The sequence below is a fragment of the Streptomyces lacaronensis genome (assembly GCF_047337785.1).
Taxonomy (GTDB): domain Bacteria; phylum Actinomycetota; class Actinomycetes; order Streptomycetales; family Streptomycetaceae; genus Streptomyces; species Streptomyces lycopersici.
On sequence record NZ_JBLHDK010000003.1, the window covers coordinates 3,309,431 to 3,329,367 of the forward strand.

The window sequence follows — 19,937 nt, forward strand, 5'->3', positions numbered from 1 at the left end:
CCCACTGCCGGTCCCTACCGCGCCCGTAGCCTCCGCCACACCGCACGCGCCGCGTGGTGGCCCGACATGCCGTGGACGCCGGGGCCCGGTGGGGTGGCGGAGGAGCAGAGGTAGACCGCCGGATGGGCGGTGGCGTAGGGGACCCGGGCGAGCTTGGGGCGTATGACGGCCTGGAGGCCCTCGAAGGCGCCACAGGCGATGTCGCCGTCGATGTAGTTGGCGTTGCGGGCGGCGAGTTCGGGCGGGCCGGCCACCGCGCGGGCCAGGACCAGGTCGCGGAAGCCGGGGGCGAAGCGCTCGATTTGACGCTCGATCACCTCCGTGGCGTCGCCCTTCCAGCCGCTGGGCACATGGCCGTAGGCCCAGAAGGTGTGCTTGCCCTCCGGGGCTCGGGAGGGGTCCAGGAGGCTGGGCTGGGCGGTGATCAGGAACGGGACGGAGGGGTCGCGGCCCTCGACGGCGGCCCGCAGCGCCGCGCCGATCTCGCCCGAGGTGGGGCCGACATGGACGGTGCCCGCGCGGCGGGCGTCGGGCGCGGTCCAGGGGACCGGGCCGGACAGCGCGTAGTCGATTTTGAAGGCGCTGGCCCCGTAGCGGTAGCGCCGGTAGGCGTTGCCGAGACCGGCGATACGGGCCAGGGCGCGCGGCGAGGTGTCGAAGATGTAGGCGCGGGCGGGCGGCAGTTCGTCGAGCCGCTTGACCTCGGTGGAGACGTGGATCGTCCCGCCGTGTGCGCGCAAGTACGCCCCCAGCGCGTCCACGATCGACTGGGAGCCGCCGCGCGGGATCGGCCAGCCGACCTCATGGGCGGCGACGGCGAACATCAGGGCGGGGCCGCCGGTGGCCGGTGCGCTGGTGGGCGCGATGGCGTGCCCGGCCAGTCCGGCGAACAGGGCGCGCGCCTTCTCGTCGCGGAAGCGGAGCGGGCCGGCGAGCAGCGAGACCGGCTGGAGCGCGTGCAGCCCGAAGCGGGCCCAGGTGATCGGGTCGCGGGGCACGCCGTCCCAGTGGGCGCGCAGCAGATCGGGGGCGAGGGTGGCCCAGCGGCCGAGGTAGGGCGCCAGCAGCCGACGGTAGGTGCCGGCGTCGCGGGGGCCGAGCGACATGGCGGTCTCGCCGACCGAGCGGGCCAGCACCGCGGCCGTACCGTCCGGGAAGGGGTGGGCCAGCGGCAGCTCGGGGTGGAGCCACTCCAGGCCGTACCGGGCCAGCGGCATCCGCTCGAAGGCCGGGGAGCCGATGGCGAGTGGGTGCACGGCGGAGCAGGGGTCGTGCCGGAAGCCGGGGAGGGTCAGCTCTTCGGTGCGTGAGCCCCCGCCGATGGTGTCCGCGGCCTCGAAGATCTCCACCGCGCAGCCGCGGCGGGCGAGTTCGACGGCCGCGGTCAGCCCGTTCGGTCCGGCACCCACAACGACCGCGTCGAGCATGGACGGCACGTCGGCTCCCCCTCGTCCTCGAGGTATCAGTGGAACGATCAGCCGGCGTCGGCCAGCAGGCCCAGGATATGCCGAACGGCCCCCTCGTCCCTGGCCGCCGTGAAAGGAAGGGCGTTGCCCCCGCTGATCCGGAACGGCTTGCCGTCGAGCGTGCTGTGGGCGCCGCCCGCCTCGTCGACCAGCAGCAGACCGGCGGCGTGATCCCAGGCGTTCTCCCAGGTGAAGGCGACGGCGTCGAGCAGCCCCCGGGCCACGTTCAGATACTCCAGACCGGCCGAACCGCAGGGGCGCGCCTCGGCCCCCGGCGCCCGCAGGCCCGACAGGGTGCGCTTCTCCGCGTCGGTGGTGAAGTCGAAGTGGGAGATGGCGACGTGGAGGGCCGCGCCGGGCTCCGGGGAGCCGCTGTGGATCGGCTCGCCGTTCAGCAGCGCGCCCCCGCCACGGCGGGCGATGGCCATCAGGTCGAGCACCGGGGCGTACGTCCAGGACGCGAGCAGCTCTTCCCGGTGGGCGAGGGTGACCAGCGTCGAGAAGCCGGGGTCGCCGTGGACGAACTGCCGGGTGCCGTCGACCGGGTCGACGATCCATACGGGCGCGTCGCCGCCGAGGGCGGTGAGCACGGCCGGGTCGGCGTGCACCGCCTCCTCGCCCACCACCACGGAGCCGGGCAGCAGCTTGGTGAGGGCGTCGGTCAGATGCTCCTCGGCCAGCCGGTCGGCGGTGGTGACCAGGTCGTGCGGGCCCTGCTTCTCGACGATCTCATGAGCGGCGAGCTGCCGGAAGCGCGGCATGACCTCTTCGGCGACCGCCGCGCGGACCGCCTTCTCCACCGCGCCAAGATCACCGGCGAGAAATTCATCGATCATGCGTTCATCGAACCACGGCTCGGCGACCACCGGTGGCATGGCGGCTGCCGGACGGTGTCATCGAGGTGAAGGCATCGGAGCGCGGCGGAACGCGCGAGTCCTTATCTGCCCGACCCCGGTTCATCCCATTGACACATGACTGAAACCCGTCTTACGTTGCGGGCACCACAATTCACTAGTGAATAGATATTCACTCCTTCTTCCCCGAATCGCCCTCCTCACCGCCCCCTTGAGTGGCCCCGGCGGTGCGGCACCAGACCTGCCGGACCTCACCAAAGTCAGCGACTAAGGACGTTCAGATGCTCAAGCCAGACCCCGACGGCGCCGAACGGTTCCAGGCGCGACGCCGCCGCATCGCCGACGAAGGCAGCCCCACCGACACCCACGACCTACAACTTCTGGCCACTGAAGTGCGGCGCAGCGTGGTGCGCATGATCGACGAGGCCCAACTCGGCCACATAGGCGGCGATCTGTCGGTGACCGACATCCTCGCCACCCTCTTCGGACGGGTCCTCGACGTGGACCCCGGCGAGCCCCGCAGACCGGACCGCGACCGATTCATCCTCAGCAAGGGCCACTGCTCGGCGGCCCTGTACGCCACGCTCGCCCACTGCGGCTACTTCCCCCTGTCCGAGTTGTCCATGTTTATGGCCCCGCTGTCCGCGCTCAACGGCCATCCGAACCGGACCAAGGTGCCGGGTGTGGAGACGAACACCGGGCCACTTGGGCACGGATTCCCCGTCGCGGTCGGCTGCGCCCTGGCCGCCAAGCTCTCGGGCCGGTCCTACCGCACCTATGTCGTCCTCGGCGACGGCGAGTTGCAGGAGGGCAGCAACTGGGAGGCGGCGATGACCGCCTCCCACTACGACCTCGACTCCCTCACCGCGATCGTCGACCGCAACCGCCTCCAGCAGGGCGCCCGCACCGAGGACACCAAGCGTCTGGAGCCGCTGGCGGACAAGTGGACCAGTTTCGGGTGGGAGGTACGCGAGGCCGACGGACACGACCACGCCCAGTTGCTGTCCGCGCTGCGGCCCTCCACCACGGGCCGGCCGGTCGCCGTGGTGGCCCACACCGTCAAGGGCAAGGGCGTGTCGTTCATCGAGGACCGCGTGGAGTGGCACCACAAGGTGCCCGACGCCCGCCAGGTCCACGCCGCACTGGAAGAGCTGAGCCGATGACCGCCGATCTGATACCCGACAACGCCACTTGGACCTATGACTGCCGGCAGGCCTTCGCCGAGGAGCTCATCGCCCTGGCCGCCGAGGACCCGCGGATCGTCGCCGTCTGCAATGACTCGGTGGGATCGAGCAACCTCGTCCACTTCCGGGAGCTGTACCCCGACCGGCTGATCAATGTGGGCATAGCCGAGCAGGACCTCGTCGGGGTGGGCGCGGGGCTGGCGAACGGCGGGCTGATCCCCTTCGTGAGCGCGGCCGGCCCGTTCCTCACCGGCCGGGCCACCGAGCAGATCAAGACGGATGCCGCGTACAACGGTCTGCCCGTCGTGCTGTGCGGCCAGAGCCCCGGCCTGGCGTACGGCGAACTGGGACCGACCCATCACTCGATCGAGGATCTGTCGTGGATGCGAGCCATCGCCGATCTGGCCGTCGCGGTCCCGGCCGACCCGGCTCAGACCCGCGCCGCCGTACGCTGGGCTGCCGCCCATGAGGGCCCGGTCTATCTGCGCATCCCGCGCTTCAAGATCCCTTCCGTCACTCCGGAGGGCGCGCCCTTCGAACCCGGGCGGGCCATCCAGCTCACCGAGGGCGATGACATCACGGTGCTGGCCATCGGCACCCTGGTCTCCCGTGCGCTGGCCGCGGCCCGGACGCTGCGCGCCGAGGGCATCGGCGTACGCGTGCTGAACATGACCTTCGTCGAACCGATGGACGAGGAAGCGGTGCTGCGCGCGGCCCGTGAGACCACGGGCCTCATCACGGCCGAGGAGGCCACCACCACGGGCGGGCTGGGCGCGGCGGTGGCCGGCCTGGTGGCCCAGAACCATCCGGTCCCCATGCGAATCCTGGGGGTGCCCCGGCAGTTCGCGCCCACCGGCAGCACCTCTTTCCTGCTGGAACACTTCGGCCTGACCGCGGACGGCATCGCCGTCGCCGCCCGGGAGCTGCTGTCCCATGAGCACGGCTGAACCGCTCGTCCTGGCCGTGGACCAGGGCACCAGCGCGACCAAGGCGATCCTGGTCGACCGGCGCGGGGACATCGTCGCCCGTGCGTCCGCCCCGGTGACCCTCGCCACCCCGGCCCCCGGATGGGTCGAACAGTCGGCGGAGGAGATCTGGGACAGCTGCCGCCGCGTCGTCGCCGCATGCCTCGACGGGCAGGACGTCTCGCGCGTGGCCACCATCGGCCTGAGCACACAGCGCGAGTCGCTGCTGCTGTGGGACCGGGCGACCGGGGCGCCGCTGAGCCCACTGCTCGGCTGGCTGGACAAGCGCACGGCGGGCGATCCCGCGCTCCTGCGCGCCGAGCCCGATGCGGAGCTGATCCGCGAGGTCAGCGGTCTGCCACTGGACCCGATGTTCTCGGCGCCCAAGGCCGCCTGGCTGCTGGACCGGCACGACCCCGACCGGCGCCGCAGCCGCGCGGGCGAACTGTGCCTGGGCACGGTCGACTCGTGGCTGCTGTTCAAGCTCAGCGGGGCCCATCTCATCGAGGTCGGCAACGCCACCCGCACCCAACTGCTCGATGTCCGCCGGTGCGTATGGGACGAGCGGCTCACCCGGATCTTCGACGTGCCGCATGAGGTGCTGCCACAGGTCGTACCGTCACAGGGCCCGTTCCCCGGGACGCGCGGTCTCGCGCCCCTGCCGGACGGGGTGCCCGTGACGGCCGTGCTCGGTGACTCCCACGCGGCGCTGTTCGCCCATGCGGGCTGGCAGCGGGGGACGGTCAAGGCGACGTACGGAACCGGTTCGTCGGTGATGGCGGTGATACCCGCCGCGACCAGGGTGTCCTCCGGGCTGTGCCTGACCGTCGCCTGGCAGACCGGCGGCTGCCCGACCTGGGCGGTGGAAGGCAACATCCGCTCCACCGGGGCCACCGTCAACTGGCTGGCGGGTCTGCTCGGGCGTCCCCCGTCCGAACTGGCGGAGCTGGCCGCCGACAGCAGCGAGGGCGTGACCATTGTCCCGGCGTTCGGGGGTCTGGGCGCTCCGTGGTGGGACGAGAACGCGGTCGGCCTGATCAGCGGGATCACCCTCGGCACCGAGACCGGGCATATCGCGCGGGCCGCGCTGGAATCGATCGCGTTCCAGGTCGAGGACGTGGTGGCGGCGGTCGAGCGGGAGACCGGCCCGGTGGCCCGGCTGCTCGCGGACGGTGGAGCGAGCTCCAACCCGGTGCTGATGCAGTTGCAGGCCGACACCAGCGGACGCGTCGTGGAGCGGGCCCTGGCCCGCGATCTGTCGGCCCTGGGCGCCGCCCACCTCGCGGGGCTGACCCGGGGAGTGTGGGACCAGACCGCCCTGGACCAGCTGAACCGGCCCTGCGAGATCTCCACGCCGGTCGGCGACGAGGCCACCCGCACCCGGAGGCTCGCGTCCTGGCATACGGCGGTGCGGCGCGCCCGCCTCCAAGCACCCACCGAGCAGGACGGCCCCGCGCCCACCGAGCAGGACGGCCCCGAGCCGGCCGTCCCCGTGGTGTCCCCGCCCGTCGGCACCGGGACGACCGCCGAACCGGCACCCGCGCCGCGGGCGCCCGCCGCCGCTCGTCGGGCACCCGAGCCCTCGGCCACCGGAGGAACGTCATGACGGGGAGATACGCGGGACGGGCCGTCGTCGTCACCGGAGCCGCGCGCGGGATCGGCCTGGGAATCGCCTCCCGGTTCGCCGGGGAGGGCGCCGACGTCCTGATGGTCGACGCGGACGGTTCCGTGGTGGACACGGCAAGGGACCTGGCCACGACAAGCGGCACCGGAACCCTCGGCCTCCGGGCCGACGTGACCTCGCCCGAGGATGTGGCCCGTGCCTTCGCCCTCGCCGAGGACACCTGGGGCCGGCTCGACGTCCTGGTCAACAACGCGGGCGTCATCACCATCAGCCGGCTCGAAGACCTCACCCACGACGACTGGCAGAAGGTCCTGTCGGTCAACACCACCGGCACCTTTCTGTGCGCCCAGGCCGCGGCCGCGGCGATGCGCCGGCACGGTCGCGGCGGGCGCATCCTCAACGCCGCCTCGGGACAGGCACGGCAGGGGTTCATCTACACGCCGCACTACGCGGCCAGCAAGTTCGGGGTCGTCGGCCTCACCCAGAGCCTGGCCAAGGAGCTCGCCAAGGACCGGATCACGGTGAACGCCTACGCCCCCGGCATCGTCGGCAGCGACATGTGGGACTACAACGACCGCGTCTGGGGCGGGCTCCTCGGCACCTACGAGCCCGGGGAACTGATGGCCGAGTGGATCGCGGGAATCCCGCTCGGGCGCGCCGGAACCCATGACGACATCGCCCATCTGCTGCTCTTCCTCGCCTCACCGGAGGCGGAGTACATCACCGGCCAGACGATCAACGTCGACGGCGGGATGTTCATGAACTAGCGCCGACCGACGTCGGCAACCGAAAGCCATTCGGAGGATTTCCATGAGCACGACCGGCAACGCCGCGACAGCTGTTGACGCACCACCGGACACCCACCGCATACGGCTACCGTCCTGGCTGACGGGCATGCTCACGGGATCGCGCGGGCCCGCCCTCGGGCTGGTCGCCATGTGCGTCGTCTTCTTCATCGCGACGCCGTACTTCCTCACCCAGAGCAATCTGCTCAACATCGTCGACCAGACCGCCGTCCTGGGTCTGCTCGCCCTGGGCATGACCGCCGTGATCGTCATGGGCGGCATCGATCTCTCGGTCGGCGCCGTGCTCGCCCTGGCGACCATGGTGGTCGGCTGGCTCTCCCACAACGAGGGATGGCCGCTGTGGCTGAGCGCGGTGGCCGCGATCGGCGTCGCGGGGGCGTGCGGCCTGGCCAACGGGCTGGGCATCACGTACACCAAACTGCCGCCCTTCATCGCGACGTTGGCGATGATGTCGATCGCACGCGGGCTGGCCAACGTCATCACGGACGGACAGCAGATCGTCGGGTTCCCCGACTGGTTCGACAATCTGTCCACCTCCCGGTACCTCGGCATCTTCACCGCGTCGACCGCCGTGCTGGCGGCGCTGTACGTGGCCGGCTGGGCCTATATGCGTTACCGGTCCGGCGGGCGCGCCCTGTACGCCATCGGCGGCAGCGCCGAGGTGGCCCGACTCGCCGGTATCAATGTGAAGCGGCGGACGGTGCTGGTCTACACCGTGACCGGGCTGTTGGCGGGTCTCGCCGGGGTGTTCCTGACGATGCGCCTGGACTCCTCCCAGCCGAGCGCCGGCACCGGCTATGAGCTCGACACCATCGCCGCCGTGGTGATCGGCGGAGCGAGCCTCAGCGGGGGTGTCGGCTCGGTCAGCGGCACGCTGTTCGGCGTGCTGATCATCGGAGTCCTGCGCAATGGACTCAACCTGCTGGGCGTGTCCCCGTTCATCCAGCAGATCGTCATCGGTCTGGTGATCGCGCTGGCCGTCATGCTCGACGTCCTCCGTCGACGGGAAACGCGCTGACCACCCCGGCCCCTCCCCCTTTGAGCACCTCGGCACGACCAAGGAGTAGTTCCATGACAACGCGACGAGTGATAGCCACCGGGATCGCGGCCGCCATGCTGGTCGGCGTCGCCGCCTGCGGGCGGGGCGGCGACGGCGCCAAGACGGCCGACGGCAAGCAGATCACGATCGGCCTGGCCGTGGCCAACCTCCAGGCCGACTTCTTCAATCAGATCAAGCAGTCCGTGACGGCCGAGGCCAAGAAGAAGGGCATCAAGGTCGTCGTCTCCGACGCCCATGGCGACGCGGCCACCCAGGTCAACCAGATCCAGGACTTCGTCAGCCGCCAGGTGAGCGCCATCATCTACATCCCGGCGGGCGCCACGGCCGCCGGAGTACCGGTGAAGGCGGCGAACCGCGCGCACATCCCGGTCGTCACGGTCGATCGCAACCCACCCGGCCAGCCCGGCAAGTCCTTCATCGCCAGCGACAGCGTCGCGGCTGCCCGGACTCTCGGCGACTGGGTCGTCAAGCAGTCCGGCGGCAAGGGACAACTCGCGGTCCTCCAGGGCCAGATCGGCACCACTCCGCAGGTTGACCGGCAGAAGGGTTTCGGCCAGGCGCTCAAGAAGGCGCCGGGCATCAAGGTGGTGTCCCAGCAGCCCGCCGACTGGGCGCAGGACAAGGCCTACTCGGTGGCCCAGGACATGCTCCAGGCACACCCCGGAATCGACATCCTGTGGGGGCAGGCGGACGCGATGGCGCTGGGCGCCGCCCAGGCCGTCAAGGCTTCGGGTACGCACAAGAAGCATCTGATCGTCGGCTTCGACGGGGACATCGCCGGGCTGAAGGCCGTCCGCAAGGGCACCGTCGACGCCACGATGGTCCAGCAGACGCGGAAGATGGGCCGGATGTCCGTGAACACCGCCCTGGACATCATCAAGGGCAAGAAGGTCCCCGCCGTACAGCTGCAGCCCGCGTTCCTGCTGACCAGCAAGGACCAGAAGAAGGCCACCGAGTTCATCAAGACCCACCCGTGAGCGGCGGCATGGAGGAGAAGCGGCGATGACAGACATCGGCCATCACCCGGCGGCGGGGTCCTCCCAGGGCCTGGCCGTACGGGGGATATCCAAGCGCTTCGGGGCCACTCAGGCGCTCGACCGGTTCGACCTGGACGTGCGCCCCGGTGAAGTGGTGGCGCTGCTCGGCGAGAACGGCGCCGGAAAGTCGACGGTGTCCAACATCGTCGCGGGCACCTTCCCCTCCGACACCGGCCGGATGACCTGGCAGGGGCGGCCCTACGAGCCCAAGTCCCCCGGGGACGCCATCCAGCACGGCATCGGCCTCATCCACCAGGAGATGCGCCTGCTCCCGGACCTGTCCGTGGCCGAGAACGTCTTTCTCGGGCGGCTTCCGCGCCGCCGGGGGCGGATCGACCGTGCCGAGATGAACCGGCGGGCGCGGGAACAGCTGCGGCGGCTGGGGCTCGACATCTCCCCCACCCGGCTGGTCCGCACGCTGCGCGTGGCCCAGCAGCAGCAGGTCGAGATCGCCAAGGCGCTGACCCTCGACGCACGCCTGCTGATCCTCGACGAGCCGACGGCCGCTCTCGGCGGCGAGGAGACCGATCACCTCTTCGGCCGGATCGACGCGCTGCGGAAGGACGGCATGTCCTTCATCTATGTGAGCCACCGGCTGGAGGAGATCGCCCGGATCTGCGACCGGGTGGTGGTGATGCGCGACGGACAGTGCGTCGCCACACACGCGACCGCCCACGTGCCCGTGACCCAGTTGGTGGAGGAAATGGTCGGGCGCAGCATCGAGCGCATCTTCCCCGACACCGGCGCTCCCCGGCCGCGGGAGGTGCTCCAGGTGCGCGACCTGGCGAACCCCTCCTTCCAGGACGTCTCGTTCACGGTTCACGAAGGCGAGGTGCTCGGCATCGCGGGGATCGTCGGGGCGGGCCGTACCGAGCTGGTGCGGGCGATCGCGGGTGTCGACCCGGTGACCGAGGGGTCGGTGGCCGTCGACGGCCGGGTGCTGCGGCTGCGCGGGCCCCGCGACGCCATCGAGGCGGGCATGGTGCTGGTTCCCGAGGACCGCAAGGCCCAGGGGGCCGTACTCGACCTGTCGATCGGGGACAACGTGGCCCTGCCGAACCTCGACCGGATCGCCCGCCGGGGCTGGCTGAGCCCGCGGCGGGTGGCATCGGTGGCCGACGGCGCCATCAAGGTCATGACCGTCAAGGGGCGGGCGGGCCAGCCGGTGCGCACGCTCTCCGGCGGCAACCAGCAGAAGGTCGTCATCGCCAAGTGGCTGGAGCGCAAGCCGAAGGTCGTCATCCTCGACGAGCCGACCCGCGGCATCGACGTCGGTGCCCGTGCCGCGATCTATGAGGTGATCGCGGACCTGGCCCGGTCCGGTATGGCGGTCATCGTGGTCAGTTCCGACCTCGACGAGGTCCTGGGGCTGTCCCACCGTGTGCTCGTCCTCAGCCGGGGACGGCCGCGGGGAATCCTTCAGGCGGCCGAGGCCACCGACGCCGCGGTCATGCGTCTCGCCACGGCATGATGCACTTCGGCGGCCCGCCTTCGCCCAGGCGCCGTCGCCCGAGCGCTTGGGCCTGCCTGAAAGGACGACATGAATCCCCATAGCCGGACCGGTCAGCCGATGACCCGCCGCACCACCCGCATGGCGACCAGCGACGAACAACTGCGTCTGATGACCCGTATCGCCCGCCTCTACCACGAGCAGGGCATGCGGCAGCCGCGGATCGCCGAGGAGCTGCACATCTCCCAGGCGCGCGTCTCCAGGCTGCTCACCCAGGCCGCCAAGCTCGGCATCGTCCGCACCATCGTGGTACCCCCCGACGGTGTCTTCGCCGATCTGGAAGAGGAGATCGCGGCGGCTTACGGGCTTCGCGATGTGGTCGTGGTCGACGTCGAGGGAGAGGCCGACTCGGTCATCCCGGCGCTCGGCGCGGCGGCCGCCGTCTATCTGGAGACGACGCTCATGGAGGGCGACCGGCTGGGAATCTCCTCGTGGAGCGCCACACTGCTGGCGGCCGTCGAGGCCATGCGGTCCCGCCCCGGCGGGCGGTTCCTGGAGGAGGTCGTCCAGCTGATGGGCGGGGTGGGCGAGCCGCAGGTCCAGGTCCAGGCGACCCGGCTGATGGGGCGGCTCGCCGAGATGACCGGTGCGGAACCGGTTTTCATGTCGGCCCCGGGCCTGGTCGCCGGCGCCACCGTCCGGGACGCGATCCTCGCCGACCCCAAGGTGAGCAGCGTGGCCGCGGCCTGGAAGAACCTCACCCTCGCCATCGTGGGCATCGGCAGTCTCGAACCCTCACCGCTGCTGCGCCGCAGCGGCAATATCTTCGCCCTCGACGACCAGGAGAAGCTGCGCAGTCTCGGCGCGGTGGGCGATATCTGTCTGCACTTCTTCGACGAAAACGGCACCCTGCTCGACACCGATCTCAACGACCGCGTCATCGGCATCACCCCGGACGTCTACCGAGCCGTCCCGCGCCGTATCGGAGTGGCCGGCGGAGACCGCAAGTACGCCGCGATACGGGCGGCGCTGCTGGGCGGCTGGGTCGATGTCCTGATCACCGATCTCGGGGTCGCCGGCCGACTGGCCGGCAGGCCCGACCGACCCGCGCCGTAAATCCGGCCGACACACGCCGGGGAACCGGCCGAACGAACCTTGGAGGAACCCATGGCCGTCCCCTCGTTCCGACTCGATGACAGCGTCGCCCTCGTCACGGGAGCCGGCAGCGGCATCGGCCGACGCCTGGCGACAGGGCTCGCGGAGATGGGGGCCGATATCGGGTGCCTCGATCTGCCGCAGAGCGATCTGGCGGGCACGGCCGAGGCGATCGGGGAGACCGGGCGACGAGCGGTCGCGCTCCCCGCCGATGTGACGCGGGCCGAGGATCTCGAGGAGGCCGTGGCCCGGGTCGAACGCGAGCTGGGTCCGCTCCGGCTGGCGGTCAACGCCGCCGGGATCGCCAACGCCGCCCCGGCCGAGGACATGCCGGTCGAGCAGTGGAACAAGGTGATCGAGGTGAACCTGAACGGTGTGTTCCTCTCCTGTCAGGCCGAAGGCCGGGCGCTGTTGCGCAACGGCGGTGGTTCCATCGTCAACATCGCCTCCATGTCGGGCACCATCGCCAACCGGGGGCTGACCCAGGCCCACTACAACGCGTCGAAGGCCGCCGTGATGCAGCTGACCAAGAGCCTGGCCACGGAATGGTGTGACCGGGGCATCCGGGTCAACAGCGTAAGCCCCGGCTATACGGCCACCCCCATGAATCGCCGCCCCGAAGTGGCCGAACGCGTCGCGCGGTTCGAAGCGGACACCCCACTGGGCCGTATGGCGACGGTGGACGAGATGGTCGGGCCGACGGTGTTCCTGCTGAGCGACGCGGCGAGCTTTGTCACGGGGGTGGACCTGCTGGTCGACGGGGGCGTCACCTGCTGGTAGCGGCCCTTTGTCGAGGGCGCGGCACGGGTCAGGGCACGCGTTCGGCGGGCTGGTCGGAGGCCGGTTCGGGGCTGGGCCCCGCCGGGCGGCGGCCCCGGGCGCCGGTGGTGAGCAGGCCCAGTGTCACGATGGCGAGCCCGCACCCGGCCATGATCGCCCAGCCCAGATGGCTGGCTCCGGGGAACCCGGAGCTGAAGGGGCCGTGCACCCGTGCGGTGGAGACCGACCCGAGGACGGCGACGCCGAGCGCCGCCCCCACCTGGCGGCCGGTGGAGGTGACCGCGGCGGCCACTCCGGCCTGGGAGCGCGGCATCCCGGAGACGGCCGAGTAGGTCAGCGGGGCGTCGAGCATGCCGAAGCCGATGCCGAACGCCACATAGGCGATGACGAGGTACCAGATCGGGGTGTCCGCCCGCACCTGGGTCAGCAGCAGTCCGCACGCCGCCGTTCCGGCCCCGGCGATCACCATCGGGATGCGCGGGCCGCGGGCGCCGACGATACGGCCCGCGAGCGGCGAGGAGACCAGGGTCATGGCCGCCATCGGCAGCGTGAGCAGCCCGGTGTGCAGCGGGGAGAATTCCTTGACGTCCTGGAGGTACAGGGCGTTGAGGAAGAGGAACCCGGCGAGCGCGGCGAAGCCGCACACCGCCGAGGCGATGGCGCCGCTGAAGGAGGGGCTGCGGAAGAAGCGGACGTCCAGCAGCGGTTCGACGCGGCGGAGTTCATAGCGGATGAGGGAGACGGCGGCGGCCACGGCGACCGTGAAGCAGCCGACGATCGGGGCCGAGTCCCAGCCCTTGACCGGGCCCTCGATGATGCCGAACGTGAGCGTCGCCAGCGCCACGATCACCAGCAGCTGCCCCACCGGATCGAGCCTGCGCGGCCGCGGCGCCTTGGACTCGGGGACGAACAGCGCGGTGAGGACCAGGGCGAGGGCGGCGACCGGGAGGTTGACCCAGAAGACGGCCTGCCAGCCGGTGGAGTCCACCAGCGCACCGCCGACGACGGGCCCCAGCGCGATGCTCACGCCCGCGACCGCGCCCCACATCCCGATCGCCCTGGCCCGCTCCCTCAGGTCGGTGAAGGTGTTGGCGATGATCGAGACCGCGACCGGGTTGAGCATGGCGCCGCCCATGGCCTGCACCATCCGGAAGGCGATCAGCGAACCGGTGTCGGAGGCCAGCCCGCACAGCAGTGACCCCAGGCTGAACAGCAGCAGCCCGGTCTGGAACGTTCTGCGCCTGCCGAACCGGTCGGCCATGGAGCCGGAGAGCATCAGCAGGCTGGCGAGCACCACGGTGTAGGCGTCCACCGTCCACTGGAGCCCCGAGGGCGTGGCGTCCAGATCCTCCTGGATGGACGGCAGGGCGAGGTTCACGATGGTGGTGTCGAGGCCCACCATGAACAGGCTGATGCAGCAGATCCCCAGGATCAGCCACTTGTGGCGGTGGTGCGGCGACGGGCGGTCGCCCTCGCTGTCCGCGTGGTCCGGGGTGGCTGGGCTCGTGGCGCCGGCCATGGTTCGCCTCCCGATCGGGGCGGGTCATGCCCCCGGCACACGGGCCGCTGCGACCTCCGCATCGCACGGCGCGCCCGCCGGGGGTGTCCTCGCCTGGTTCCGGACTATGCCTTGCGGCCGGTGATCACGACGGTGTCCGCGCCGAGGGGCACCCGTCCGGTGGGCTCGATGCCCACCGCGCGGAACCACTCCTCGTACTCGGCACCCGTGTAGACCATGCCCTCGCCGGAGGCGATGGTGTGGAAGTACGCGGACAGCAGCGCCGCCCGCTCCGGTCCGGTGCCGTCGTCGTCCTGGCGCGGGGTGACCACGTAGACCGCGCCGCCGGGAGGGAGGGCGCGGGCGGCCTTGGCGAGGAGTTCCTGGACCCGCTCGGGGGACCAGATCTCCAGGAAGTGCGCGAAGAGCACTCCGTCGCAGCCGGTCGGGAACTCGTCGTGGAAGGCGTCGAGGCTCACCGCCCGCACCCGGTCGGCCAGCCCCAGCTTCTCGATCTTCTCGTTGGCGGCCGCCGCGATGGAGGGCAGATCGCCGATGGTGATGCGCAGATCCGGCCGGCGGGCGGCGAAGTTGGAGGCGTTGATGGCCGTTCCGCCGCCGATGTCCAGGAGGTGGGTGCACTCGGAGAGGTCGAGCTTCTCTCCCAGTTCGGCACCCACGAGCCTGCTCACCGAGGACATCATGGTGTGGAATGTGGCTTCCAGATCGGGATTTTCGGCGAGTCGCCCGTAGAGGGTGGACGCCGTTCCCGGAATCTCACGCCGCAGACCGACGTTGGTGTCTTCCCTGAGGGATTCACAGAACCAGGACATCGCCCGGTAGATACCGTCTTGTTCCCAGGGAATGTTGGAGGCGGGCGCCTCGTCGAAGTTGGCGGTCAGCGGCTTCGAGAGCGGGGTGGTGTGGTAGCCGTCGCCCTGCTTGTCCAAAAGCCCGAATACCGTACAGCCGAGAAGGAGGATACGGGTGGGCTGCTCCTTGAGGCCCAGCCGGGTGGCTATCTCACCCACGGCCAGGCCGGGTTCCTTCTCCGCGAGCGCGAAGAGCCCTAACTGGAATGCCGCGCTCAGGAACTGAAACCGATAGTGGGCCTTGTAGAGCCCCCGGAGCTCCACATCTATCGGTACCTCGGTTTGTGTCATGCCCAACCCTTCTGTGACAAGGAGTCGTTCGGCCGACCGGACATCAGAGCACAAAAACCGAGGTGATTGTAACCATGTTCGAAGGTTTTCGGGGGTCCGCTTTGTGTTCTCCGCGGCCGCCCGCCGATAGTCGACGGGCGGCCGGGGAAACGGAATTAACCCCTCCTTAGGAAAAGGGGCCATGCCTCGCCGGTGCGCGGCTGAGCCGGTGAGGCGATCAGCCGCTGAACGCGGGAATGACGCGCTCGCCATACGCGTCGAGCGTGCGCTCCTTCGCGTCATGCATCGCGTAGACCGCGAACTGGCCGACCCCCAGCTCGCGCAGCCGCTCCAGCTTCTCGATATGCGCCTCGGCCGGGCCGAGCAGACAAAACCGGTCCACGATCTCGTCGGGCACGAACGCCGTGTCCGGGTTGCCGGCCCGGCCGTGGTGGGCGTAGTCGTACCCCTGCCGCTCCTTGATGTACGCGGTCAGGGACTCGGGCACGGCCCCGGAGTGCTCCCCGTAGCGGGAGATCAGGTCGGCCACGTGGTTGCCGACCATGCCGCCGAACCAGCGGCACTGCTCACGGGCGTGGGCCAGATCGTCCCCGACATACGCGGGGGCGGCGACGCAGATGGTGACCGCGTCCGGATCGCGCCCGGCCTCGGCGGCGGCGGAGCGCACCGCCTTGACCATCCACTCCGTCAGGAACGGGTCGGCGAGCTGGAGGATGAAGCCGTCGGCCTTCCGCCCGGCCAGCGCGAGCGCCTTGGGGCCGTACGCCGCCATCCACACCGGCAGCCTGCTGTCCTCGATCCAGGGGATCCGCATCGGGCTGCCGTCCACGACGGCCTCCCGGCCCTCCGCCAGATCGCGGATGGCGTCGATGGCGTTCTCGAGGCGGGCGAGGGTGTTGGGCTTGCGCCCCGCCACCCGCAGCGCGGAGTCGCCACGACCGATCCCGCAGACCGTGCGGTTGCCGTACATCTCGTTGAGCGTGGCGAAGGTGGAGGCGGTCACCTCCCAGGTGCGGGTCCCGGGGTTGGTGACCATGGGGCCGACGATCAGCCGCTCGGTCCTGGCCAGGATCTGGCTGTAGATGACGAACGGCTCCTGCCACAGCACGGCGGAGTCGAACGTCCAGCCGTAGCCGAAGCCATTGCGCTCGGCACGGCGCATCAGCTCGACGACGGCCGAGGCGGGTGGATCGGTCTGCAGCACGAGTCCGAAGTCCATGCTCGCTCCCTGGGTCAGCTCAGATACTGACAGGTGTCGCGGATGAGGAACTGGCCGTGGCCGGCACGTCCGGTGTACTCCCGCTGGTCGATGACGGGCAGACCGCGCGAGAGCACGGTCTCGACCTGCCCGGTGATCTGCTTGCCCTCGTACGCCGAGTAGTCGACGTTCATGTGGTGGGTCTCGGCGGACAGGGTCTGCTGGGCCCCCGGGTCGTAGACGACGATGTCGGCGTCGGAGCCGGGCGCGATGGTGCCCTTGCGCGGGTAGAGGCCGAACATCCTGGCCGGGGTGGCACAGGCGATCTCGATCCAGCGGCGGCGGGAGATATGGCCGTCCACCACGGCCTGGTGGAGCAGGTCCATCCGGTGCTCCACGCCCGGCATACCGTTGGGGATCTTGGAGAAGTCGCCCCGGCCCAGCTCCTTCTGCCCGGTGAAGCAGAACGGGCAGTGGTCGGTGGAGACCACCTGGAGGTCGCCTGTCCGCAGCCCCCGCCACAGGGCGGCCTGGTGCGGGGCGGGCCGCAGCGGGGTGGAGCAGACGTACTTGGCGCCCTCGAAGTCCGGTTCGGCGAGGTTGTCCGTGGACAGGAACAGATACTGCGGACAGGTCTCGCCGAAGACCGGAAGCCCCAGGTCACGGGCGTGGGTCAGCTCCGCGACGGCCTCCTCGGCCGACACGTGGACCACATACAGCGGCGCGCCGGCCACCCGGGCGAGCTGGATGGCGCGATGGGTCGCCTCCGACTCCAGCAGCGCCTTGCGGACCTCACCGTGGTAGCGGGGGTCGGTCCTGCCCTCGGCCAGGGCCTGCTCCACCAGGACGTCGATGGCGATGCCGTTCTCGGCATGCATCATGATCAGCCCGCCGTTGCCGGAGGCGCGCTGCATGGCCCGCAGGATCTGGCCGTCGTCGCTGTAGAAGACCCCCGGATAGGCCATGAACAGCTTGAAGCTGCTCACGCCCTCCCCCACCAGGAGATCCATCTCCTTGAGGGTGCTCTCGTTCACATCGGAGAGGATCATGTGGAAGCCGTAGTCGATGGCGCAGTTGCCGCGCGCCTTGAGATGCCAGGCGTCCAGCCCCTCGCGCAGGGCGTGCCCCACCGTCTGGACGGCGAAGTCCACGATGGTGGTGGTGCCGCCCCAGGCCGCCGCCCGGGTGCCGGTCTCGAAGGTGTCGGAGGCGAACGTGCCGCCGAACGGCATCTCCATATGGGTGTGCCCGTCGACCCCGCCCGGGATGACGTACTTGCCGGTGGCGTCGATCGTGCGGTCGGCGGTCCAGCCCTGGGCCCACTCGCTGCCGGGCGCGGCGAGGGCGGCGACCTTGCCGTCCTCGATCAGCACATCGGCCGGGGTCTCCTCGGCGGCGGTGACGACCAGCCCGCCGCGGATCACGGTACGGGACATCAGCTCGCGCTCCTTCCGGTCCGGGTGGTCTCCAGGGCGGACGTGAGGGCGGCCTCGAGGATCTCCGCGCCCTCCTCGGCCTCGGCGACGGTGAGGCTGAGCGGCGGGGCGATCCGCAGCACGCTGCTGTTGTGCCCGCCGCCCTTGCCGATGAGCAGCCCGCCCTCCCGGGCGGCTTCCAGCACGGCGGACGCGCCCTCGGGGGACGGTTCGCCGGTGCCCGGGTCCACCAGCTCGATGCCGATCATCAGCCCCCGGCCGCGGACCTCGCGCACACCGTCCAGACCGGCGCAGGCCGCGCGCAGCCGCTCGATCAGCAGCCCGCCGACCCGGCGGGCGTTGCCCTGGAGATCGTGTTCGACCAGATGGCTGAGGTTGGCCAGACCGGCGGCCATGGTGATCGGGCTGCCGCCGAAGGTGGAGATGGAGTTGGCGCCCAGGCAGTTCATGACGTCGGCGCGGGCGACCACACCGCCGATCGACATGCCGTTGCCGATGCCCTTGGCGAAGGTGAGGATGTCGGGCGGCCCGGAGCCGTCGTGCGCCTGCCAGCCCCAGAAGTGGTCGCCGGTGCGGCCCCAGCCGGTCTGCACCTCATCGGTGATCCACAGGATGCCGTGCCGGTCGAGCACCTCACGGAAGGCGGCGAACAGCCCGTCGGGCGGGGAGGTGAAGCCGCCCACGCCCTGGATCGGCTCGGCGATCAGCGCGGCGACATTGCCGTGCGCCTGGCCGAGCACGTCCTCCAGGTCGGCCACGCACGCCTTGATGAACTCGCCGTCGGACAGCCCGGCGAACGGACCCCGGGTGCGCACCGCGCCGTGCACGTACAGCGTCTGCAACGGGGACAGGCTGGTCGGCGACCAGCCGCGGTTGCCGGTGATGCCGACGGCCGAGAAGGAGCGGCCGTGGTAGCTGTTGCGCATCGCCAGGATCTGGTTGGAGCGGCGGTAGGTCGTGGCGAGCAGCAGGGCCGTGTCATTGGCCTCGGTGCCGGAGGTGGTGAAGAAGACCCGCGCGTCCGGGATGCCGGACAGCGCGGCGACCCGCTCGGCCAGGTCGACCATGGGCCGGTCGAGGTAGAGCGTGGAGGTGTGCAGGATCCGTCCGGCCTGCTCACTGATCGCCTTGGTGACCTCGGGGAGGGCGTGGGCGGTCATCGTGGTGAGGATGCCGCCGAAGAAGTCGAGGTAGCGGTTGCCCTCGGCGTCCCAGACATGGCGTCCCTCGCCGTGGGTGATCTCGATGGGGCGCTGGTAGTAGACGGCGAGCCAGTCGGGGAGTACGGCCTGGTGGCGGGCGTGGAGGGTGGCGTGGGGGCCGCTTTTGACGTCGTTGACGTCGTTGATGTCGTTGATGTCGTTGATGTCGCTGCTCATGGCTGCACCAGCCCCTCGTAGGCGTCGGGCCGGCGGTCGCGGTAGAACGCCCACTGCTGGCGCACCTCGTCGATCAGGCCGAGGTCGAGGTCGCGGACGATCAGCTCCTCCTTCCTGTCACTGGCCACATCGCCGACGAACTGGCCGCGCGGATCGACGAAGTAGCTGGTGCCGTAGAAGTCGTTGTCGCCGTACTCCTCGGTGCCGACGCGGTTGATCGCGGCGATGAAGTACTCGTTGGCGACGGCCGCGGCGGGCTGCTCCAGCTGCCAGAGGTGGGCCGACAGGCCACGGGAGGTGGCCGAGGGGTTGTAGACCAGCTGCGCCCCCGCCAGGCCCAGCTCGCGCCAGCCCTCGGGGAAGTGGCGGTCGTAGCAGATGTACACCCCGACCTTGCCGACGGCGGTGTCGAACACCGGCCAGCCCAGGTTCCCCGGCTTGAAGTAGTACTTCTCCCAGAACCCCTTGACCTGCGGGATGTGGTGCTTGCGGTACTTGCCGAGATAGCTGCCGTCCGCGTCGATCACAGCCGCGGTGTTGTAGTAGAAGCCCGACTGCTCGAGCTCGAAGACGGGGACGACGATCACCATCCCGGTCTCCCGGGCCAGCTCCCGCATCCGCCCCACGGTCGGCCCGTCCGGCACCGCCTCCGCCCACCGGTAGTGTTCCGCCTCCTGCACCTGGCAGAAGTACGGCGCGTTGAACACCTCCTGGAAGCCGATCACCTTGGCGCCCTGAGCGGCCGCCTGCCGGGCGTATTCCTCATGCTTCGCGATCATCGATTCGGTATCGCCGGTCCAGGTGGCCTGGACGAGAGCGGCACGTACGAGGTTGGCCATGATCAGCTCCTGAACCTGTGTCTACGCACGTAGAATCCGGGCT

At 70.5% G+C, this 19,937-nt stretch carries 17 protein-coding genes; 9 read left to right on the top strand and 8 right to left on the bottom strand.

The window, feature by feature from the left end; translation table 11 throughout:
- Positions 1-14: 14 nt before the first annotated feature.
- Together ACMTAK_RS14000 and ACMTAK_RS14005 are read right to left on the bottom strand one after the other, a co-directional pair.
- The gene (locus ACMTAK_RS14000) at positions 15-1,427 is read right to left on the bottom strand and encodes a phytoene desaturase family protein (RefSeq protein ID WP_413812878.1); all 1,413 of its coding nucleotides are present in this window, start codon (positions 1,425-1,427) and stop codon (positions 15-17) included.
- A 47-nt stretch (positions 1,428-1,474) separates the two neighbouring features.
- The gene (locus ACMTAK_RS14005; protein WP_413806547.1) at positions 1,475-2,302 is read right to left on the bottom strand and encodes an inositol monophosphatase family protein; all 828 of its coding nucleotides are present in this window, start codon (positions 2,300-2,302) and stop codon (positions 1,475-1,477) included.
- 299 nt (positions 2,303-2,601) lie between these two features.
- Between ACMTAK_RS14005 and ACMTAK_RS14010 the strand changes: the two genes are divergently transcribed.
- The 9 genes from ACMTAK_RS14010 (at position 2,602) to ACMTAK_RS14050 (ending at position 12,381) form a co-directional block, all read left to right on the top strand.
- Positions 2,602-3,483, top strand: a complete 882-nt coding sequence (locus tag ACMTAK_RS14010) for a transketolase (protein ID WP_413806548.1) — start codon at positions 2,602-2,604, stop codon at positions 3,481-3,483.
- Positions 3,480-4,451, top strand: coding sequence for a transketolase family protein (locus tag ACMTAK_RS14015; protein WP_413806549.1), 972 nt, complete (start codon positions 3,480-3,482; stop codon positions 4,449-4,451). The genes ACMTAK_RS14010 and ACMTAK_RS14015 overlap by 4 nt, the downstream gene beginning before the upstream one ends.
- Entirely contained in the window at positions 4,438-6,075 is a 1,638-nt protein-coding gene (locus ACMTAK_RS14020; RefSeq protein ID WP_413806550.1) for an FGGY-family carbohydrate kinase, read from the top strand. Before ACMTAK_RS14015 ends, ACMTAK_RS14020 begins: the two co-directional genes overlap by 14 nt.
- A complete protein-coding gene (locus ACMTAK_RS14025; protein ID WP_413806551.1) occupies positions 6,072-6,860 on the top strand; it encodes an SDR family oxidoreductase in 789 nt (262 codons plus the stop codon). The genes ACMTAK_RS14020 and ACMTAK_RS14025 overlap by 4 nt, the downstream gene beginning before the upstream one ends.
- 43 nt (positions 6,861-6,903) lie before the next feature.
- Entirely contained in the window at positions 6,904-7,917 is a 1,014-nt protein-coding gene (locus tag ACMTAK_RS14030) for an ABC transporter permease (RefSeq protein WP_413806552.1), read from the top strand.
- Between the two features lie 53 nt (positions 7,918-7,970).
- On the top strand, positions 7,971-8,936 hold the full coding sequence (locus ACMTAK_RS14035) for a sugar ABC transporter substrate-binding protein (protein WP_413806553.1): 966 nt from the start codon (positions 7,971-7,973) through the stop codon (positions 8,934-8,936).
- Between the two features lie 25 nt (positions 8,937-8,961).
- Positions 8,962-10,467: a sugar ABC transporter ATP-binding protein gene (locus ACMTAK_RS14040; RefSeq protein WP_413806554.1), complete on the top strand. Its 1,506-nt coding sequence runs from the start codon at positions 8,962-8,964 to the stop codon at positions 10,465-10,467.
- A gap of 69 nt (positions 10,468-10,536) precedes the next feature.
- Positions 10,537-11,562 carry a sugar-binding transcriptional regulator gene (locus ACMTAK_RS14045; RefSeq protein ID WP_413806555.1) on the top strand — a complete coding sequence of 342 codons (1,026 nt, stop codon included), beginning with the start codon at positions 10,537-10,539 and terminating at the stop codon, positions 11,560-11,562.
- A 51-nt stretch (positions 11,563-11,613) separates the two neighbouring features.
- The gene (locus ACMTAK_RS14050) at positions 11,614-12,381 is read left to right on the top strand and encodes an SDR family oxidoreductase (RefSeq protein WP_413806556.1); all 768 of its coding nucleotides are present in this window, start codon (positions 11,614-11,616) and stop codon (positions 12,379-12,381) included.
- Between the two features lie 28 nt (positions 12,382-12,409).
- Here the strand turns inward: ACMTAK_RS14050 and ACMTAK_RS14055 are convergent, their stop codons facing one another.
- From ACMTAK_RS14055 to ACMTAK_RS14080, 6 genes are all read right to left on the bottom strand, one after another.
- The gene (locus tag ACMTAK_RS14055) at positions 12,410-13,900 is read right to left on the bottom strand and encodes an MFS transporter (protein WP_413806557.1); all 1,491 of its coding nucleotides are present in this window, start codon (positions 13,898-13,900) and stop codon (positions 12,410-12,412) included.
- 104 nt (positions 13,901-14,004) lie between these two features.
- Positions 14,005-15,042 carry a methyltransferase gene (locus ACMTAK_RS14060; protein ID WP_413806558.1) on the bottom strand — a complete coding sequence of 346 codons (1,038 nt, stop codon included), beginning with the start codon at positions 15,040-15,042 and terminating at the stop codon, positions 14,005-14,007.
- A gap of 217 nt (positions 15,043-15,259) precedes the next feature.
- Positions 15,260-16,261, bottom strand: coding sequence for a TIGR03842 family LLM class F420-dependent oxidoreductase (locus ACMTAK_RS14065; RefSeq protein WP_413806559.1), 1,002 nt, complete (start codon positions 16,259-16,261; stop codon positions 15,260-15,262).
- A gap of 14 nt (positions 16,262-16,275) precedes the next feature.
- Entirely contained in the window at positions 16,276-17,679 is a 1,404-nt protein-coding gene (gene hydA / locus ACMTAK_RS14070; protein ID WP_413812879.1) for a dihydropyrimidinase, read from the bottom strand.
- Complete coding sequence (locus ACMTAK_RS14075; RefSeq protein ID WP_413806560.1) at positions 17,676-19,055, bottom strand: aspartate aminotransferase family protein; 1,380 nt, start codon at positions 19,053-19,055, stop codon at positions 17,676-17,678. The genes hydA and ACMTAK_RS14075 overlap by 4 nt, the downstream gene beginning before the upstream one ends.
- On the bottom strand, positions 19,052-19,894 hold the full coding sequence (locus tag ACMTAK_RS14080) for a nitrilase-related carbon-nitrogen hydrolase (RefSeq protein WP_413806561.1): 843 nt from the start codon (positions 19,892-19,894) through the stop codon (positions 19,052-19,054). Before ACMTAK_RS14080 ends, ACMTAK_RS14075 begins: the two co-directional genes overlap by 4 nt.
- Positions 19,895-19,937: the final 43 nt, after the last annotated feature.

Coding starts and splice junctions, on each gene's coding strand:
- ACMTAK_RS14000 (WP_413812878.1), bottom strand. CDS start 1,427: ATGCTCGACGCGGTCGTTGTGGGTGCCGGACCGAACGGGCTGACCGCG.
- ACMTAK_RS14030 (WP_413806552.1), top strand. CDS start 6,904: ATGAGCACGACCGGCAACGCCGCGACAGCTGTTGACGCACCACCGGAC.
- ACMTAK_RS14005 (WP_413806547.1), bottom strand. CDS start 2,302: ATGATCGATGAATTTCTCGCCGGTGATCTTGGCGCGGTGGAGAAGGCG.
- ACMTAK_RS14050 (WP_413806556.1), top strand. CDS start 11,614: ATGGCCGTCCCCTCGTTCCGACTCGATGACAGCGTCGCCCTCGTCACG.
- ACMTAK_RS14025 (WP_413806551.1), top strand. CDS start 6,072: ATGACGGGGAGATACGCGGGACGGGCCGTCGTCGTCACCGGAGCCGCG.
- ACMTAK_RS14035 (WP_413806553.1), top strand. CDS start 7,971: ATGACAACGCGACGAGTGATAGCCACCGGGATCGCGGCCGCCATGCTG.
- ACMTAK_RS14060 (WP_413806558.1), bottom strand. CDS start 15,042: ATGACACAAACCGAGGTACCGATAGATGTGGAGCTCCGGGGGCTCTAC.
- ACMTAK_RS14045 (WP_413806555.1), top strand. CDS start 10,537: ATGAATCCCCATAGCCGGACCGGTCAGCCGATGACCCGCCGCACCACC.
- ACMTAK_RS14075 (WP_413806560.1), bottom strand. CDS start 19,055: ATGAGCAGCGACATCAACGACATCAACGACATCAACGACGTCAACGAC.
- ACMTAK_RS14010 (WP_413806548.1), top strand. CDS start 2,602: ATGCTCAAGCCAGACCCCGACGGCGCCGAACGGTTCCAGGCGCGACGC.
- ACMTAK_RS14020 (WP_413806550.1), top strand. CDS start 4,438: ATGAGCACGGCTGAACCGCTCGTCCTGGCCGTGGACCAGGGCACCAGC.
- ACMTAK_RS14015 (WP_413806549.1), top strand. CDS start 3,480: ATGACCGCCGATCTGATACCCGACAACGCCACTTGGACCTATGACTGC.
- ACMTAK_RS14065 (WP_413806559.1), bottom strand. CDS start 16,261: ATGGACTTCGGACTCGTGCTGCAGACCGATCCACCCGCCTCGGCCGTC.
- ACMTAK_RS14055 (WP_413806557.1), bottom strand. CDS start 13,900: ATGGCCGGCGCCACGAGCCCAGCCACCCCGGACCACGCGGACAGCGAG.
- ACMTAK_RS14040 (WP_413806554.1), top strand. CDS start 8,962: ATGACAGACATCGGCCATCACCCGGCGGCGGGGTCCTCCCAGGGCCTG.
- ACMTAK_RS14080 (WP_413806561.1), bottom strand. CDS start 19,894: ATGGCCAACCTCGTACGTGCCGCTCTCGTCCAGGCCACCTGGACCGGC.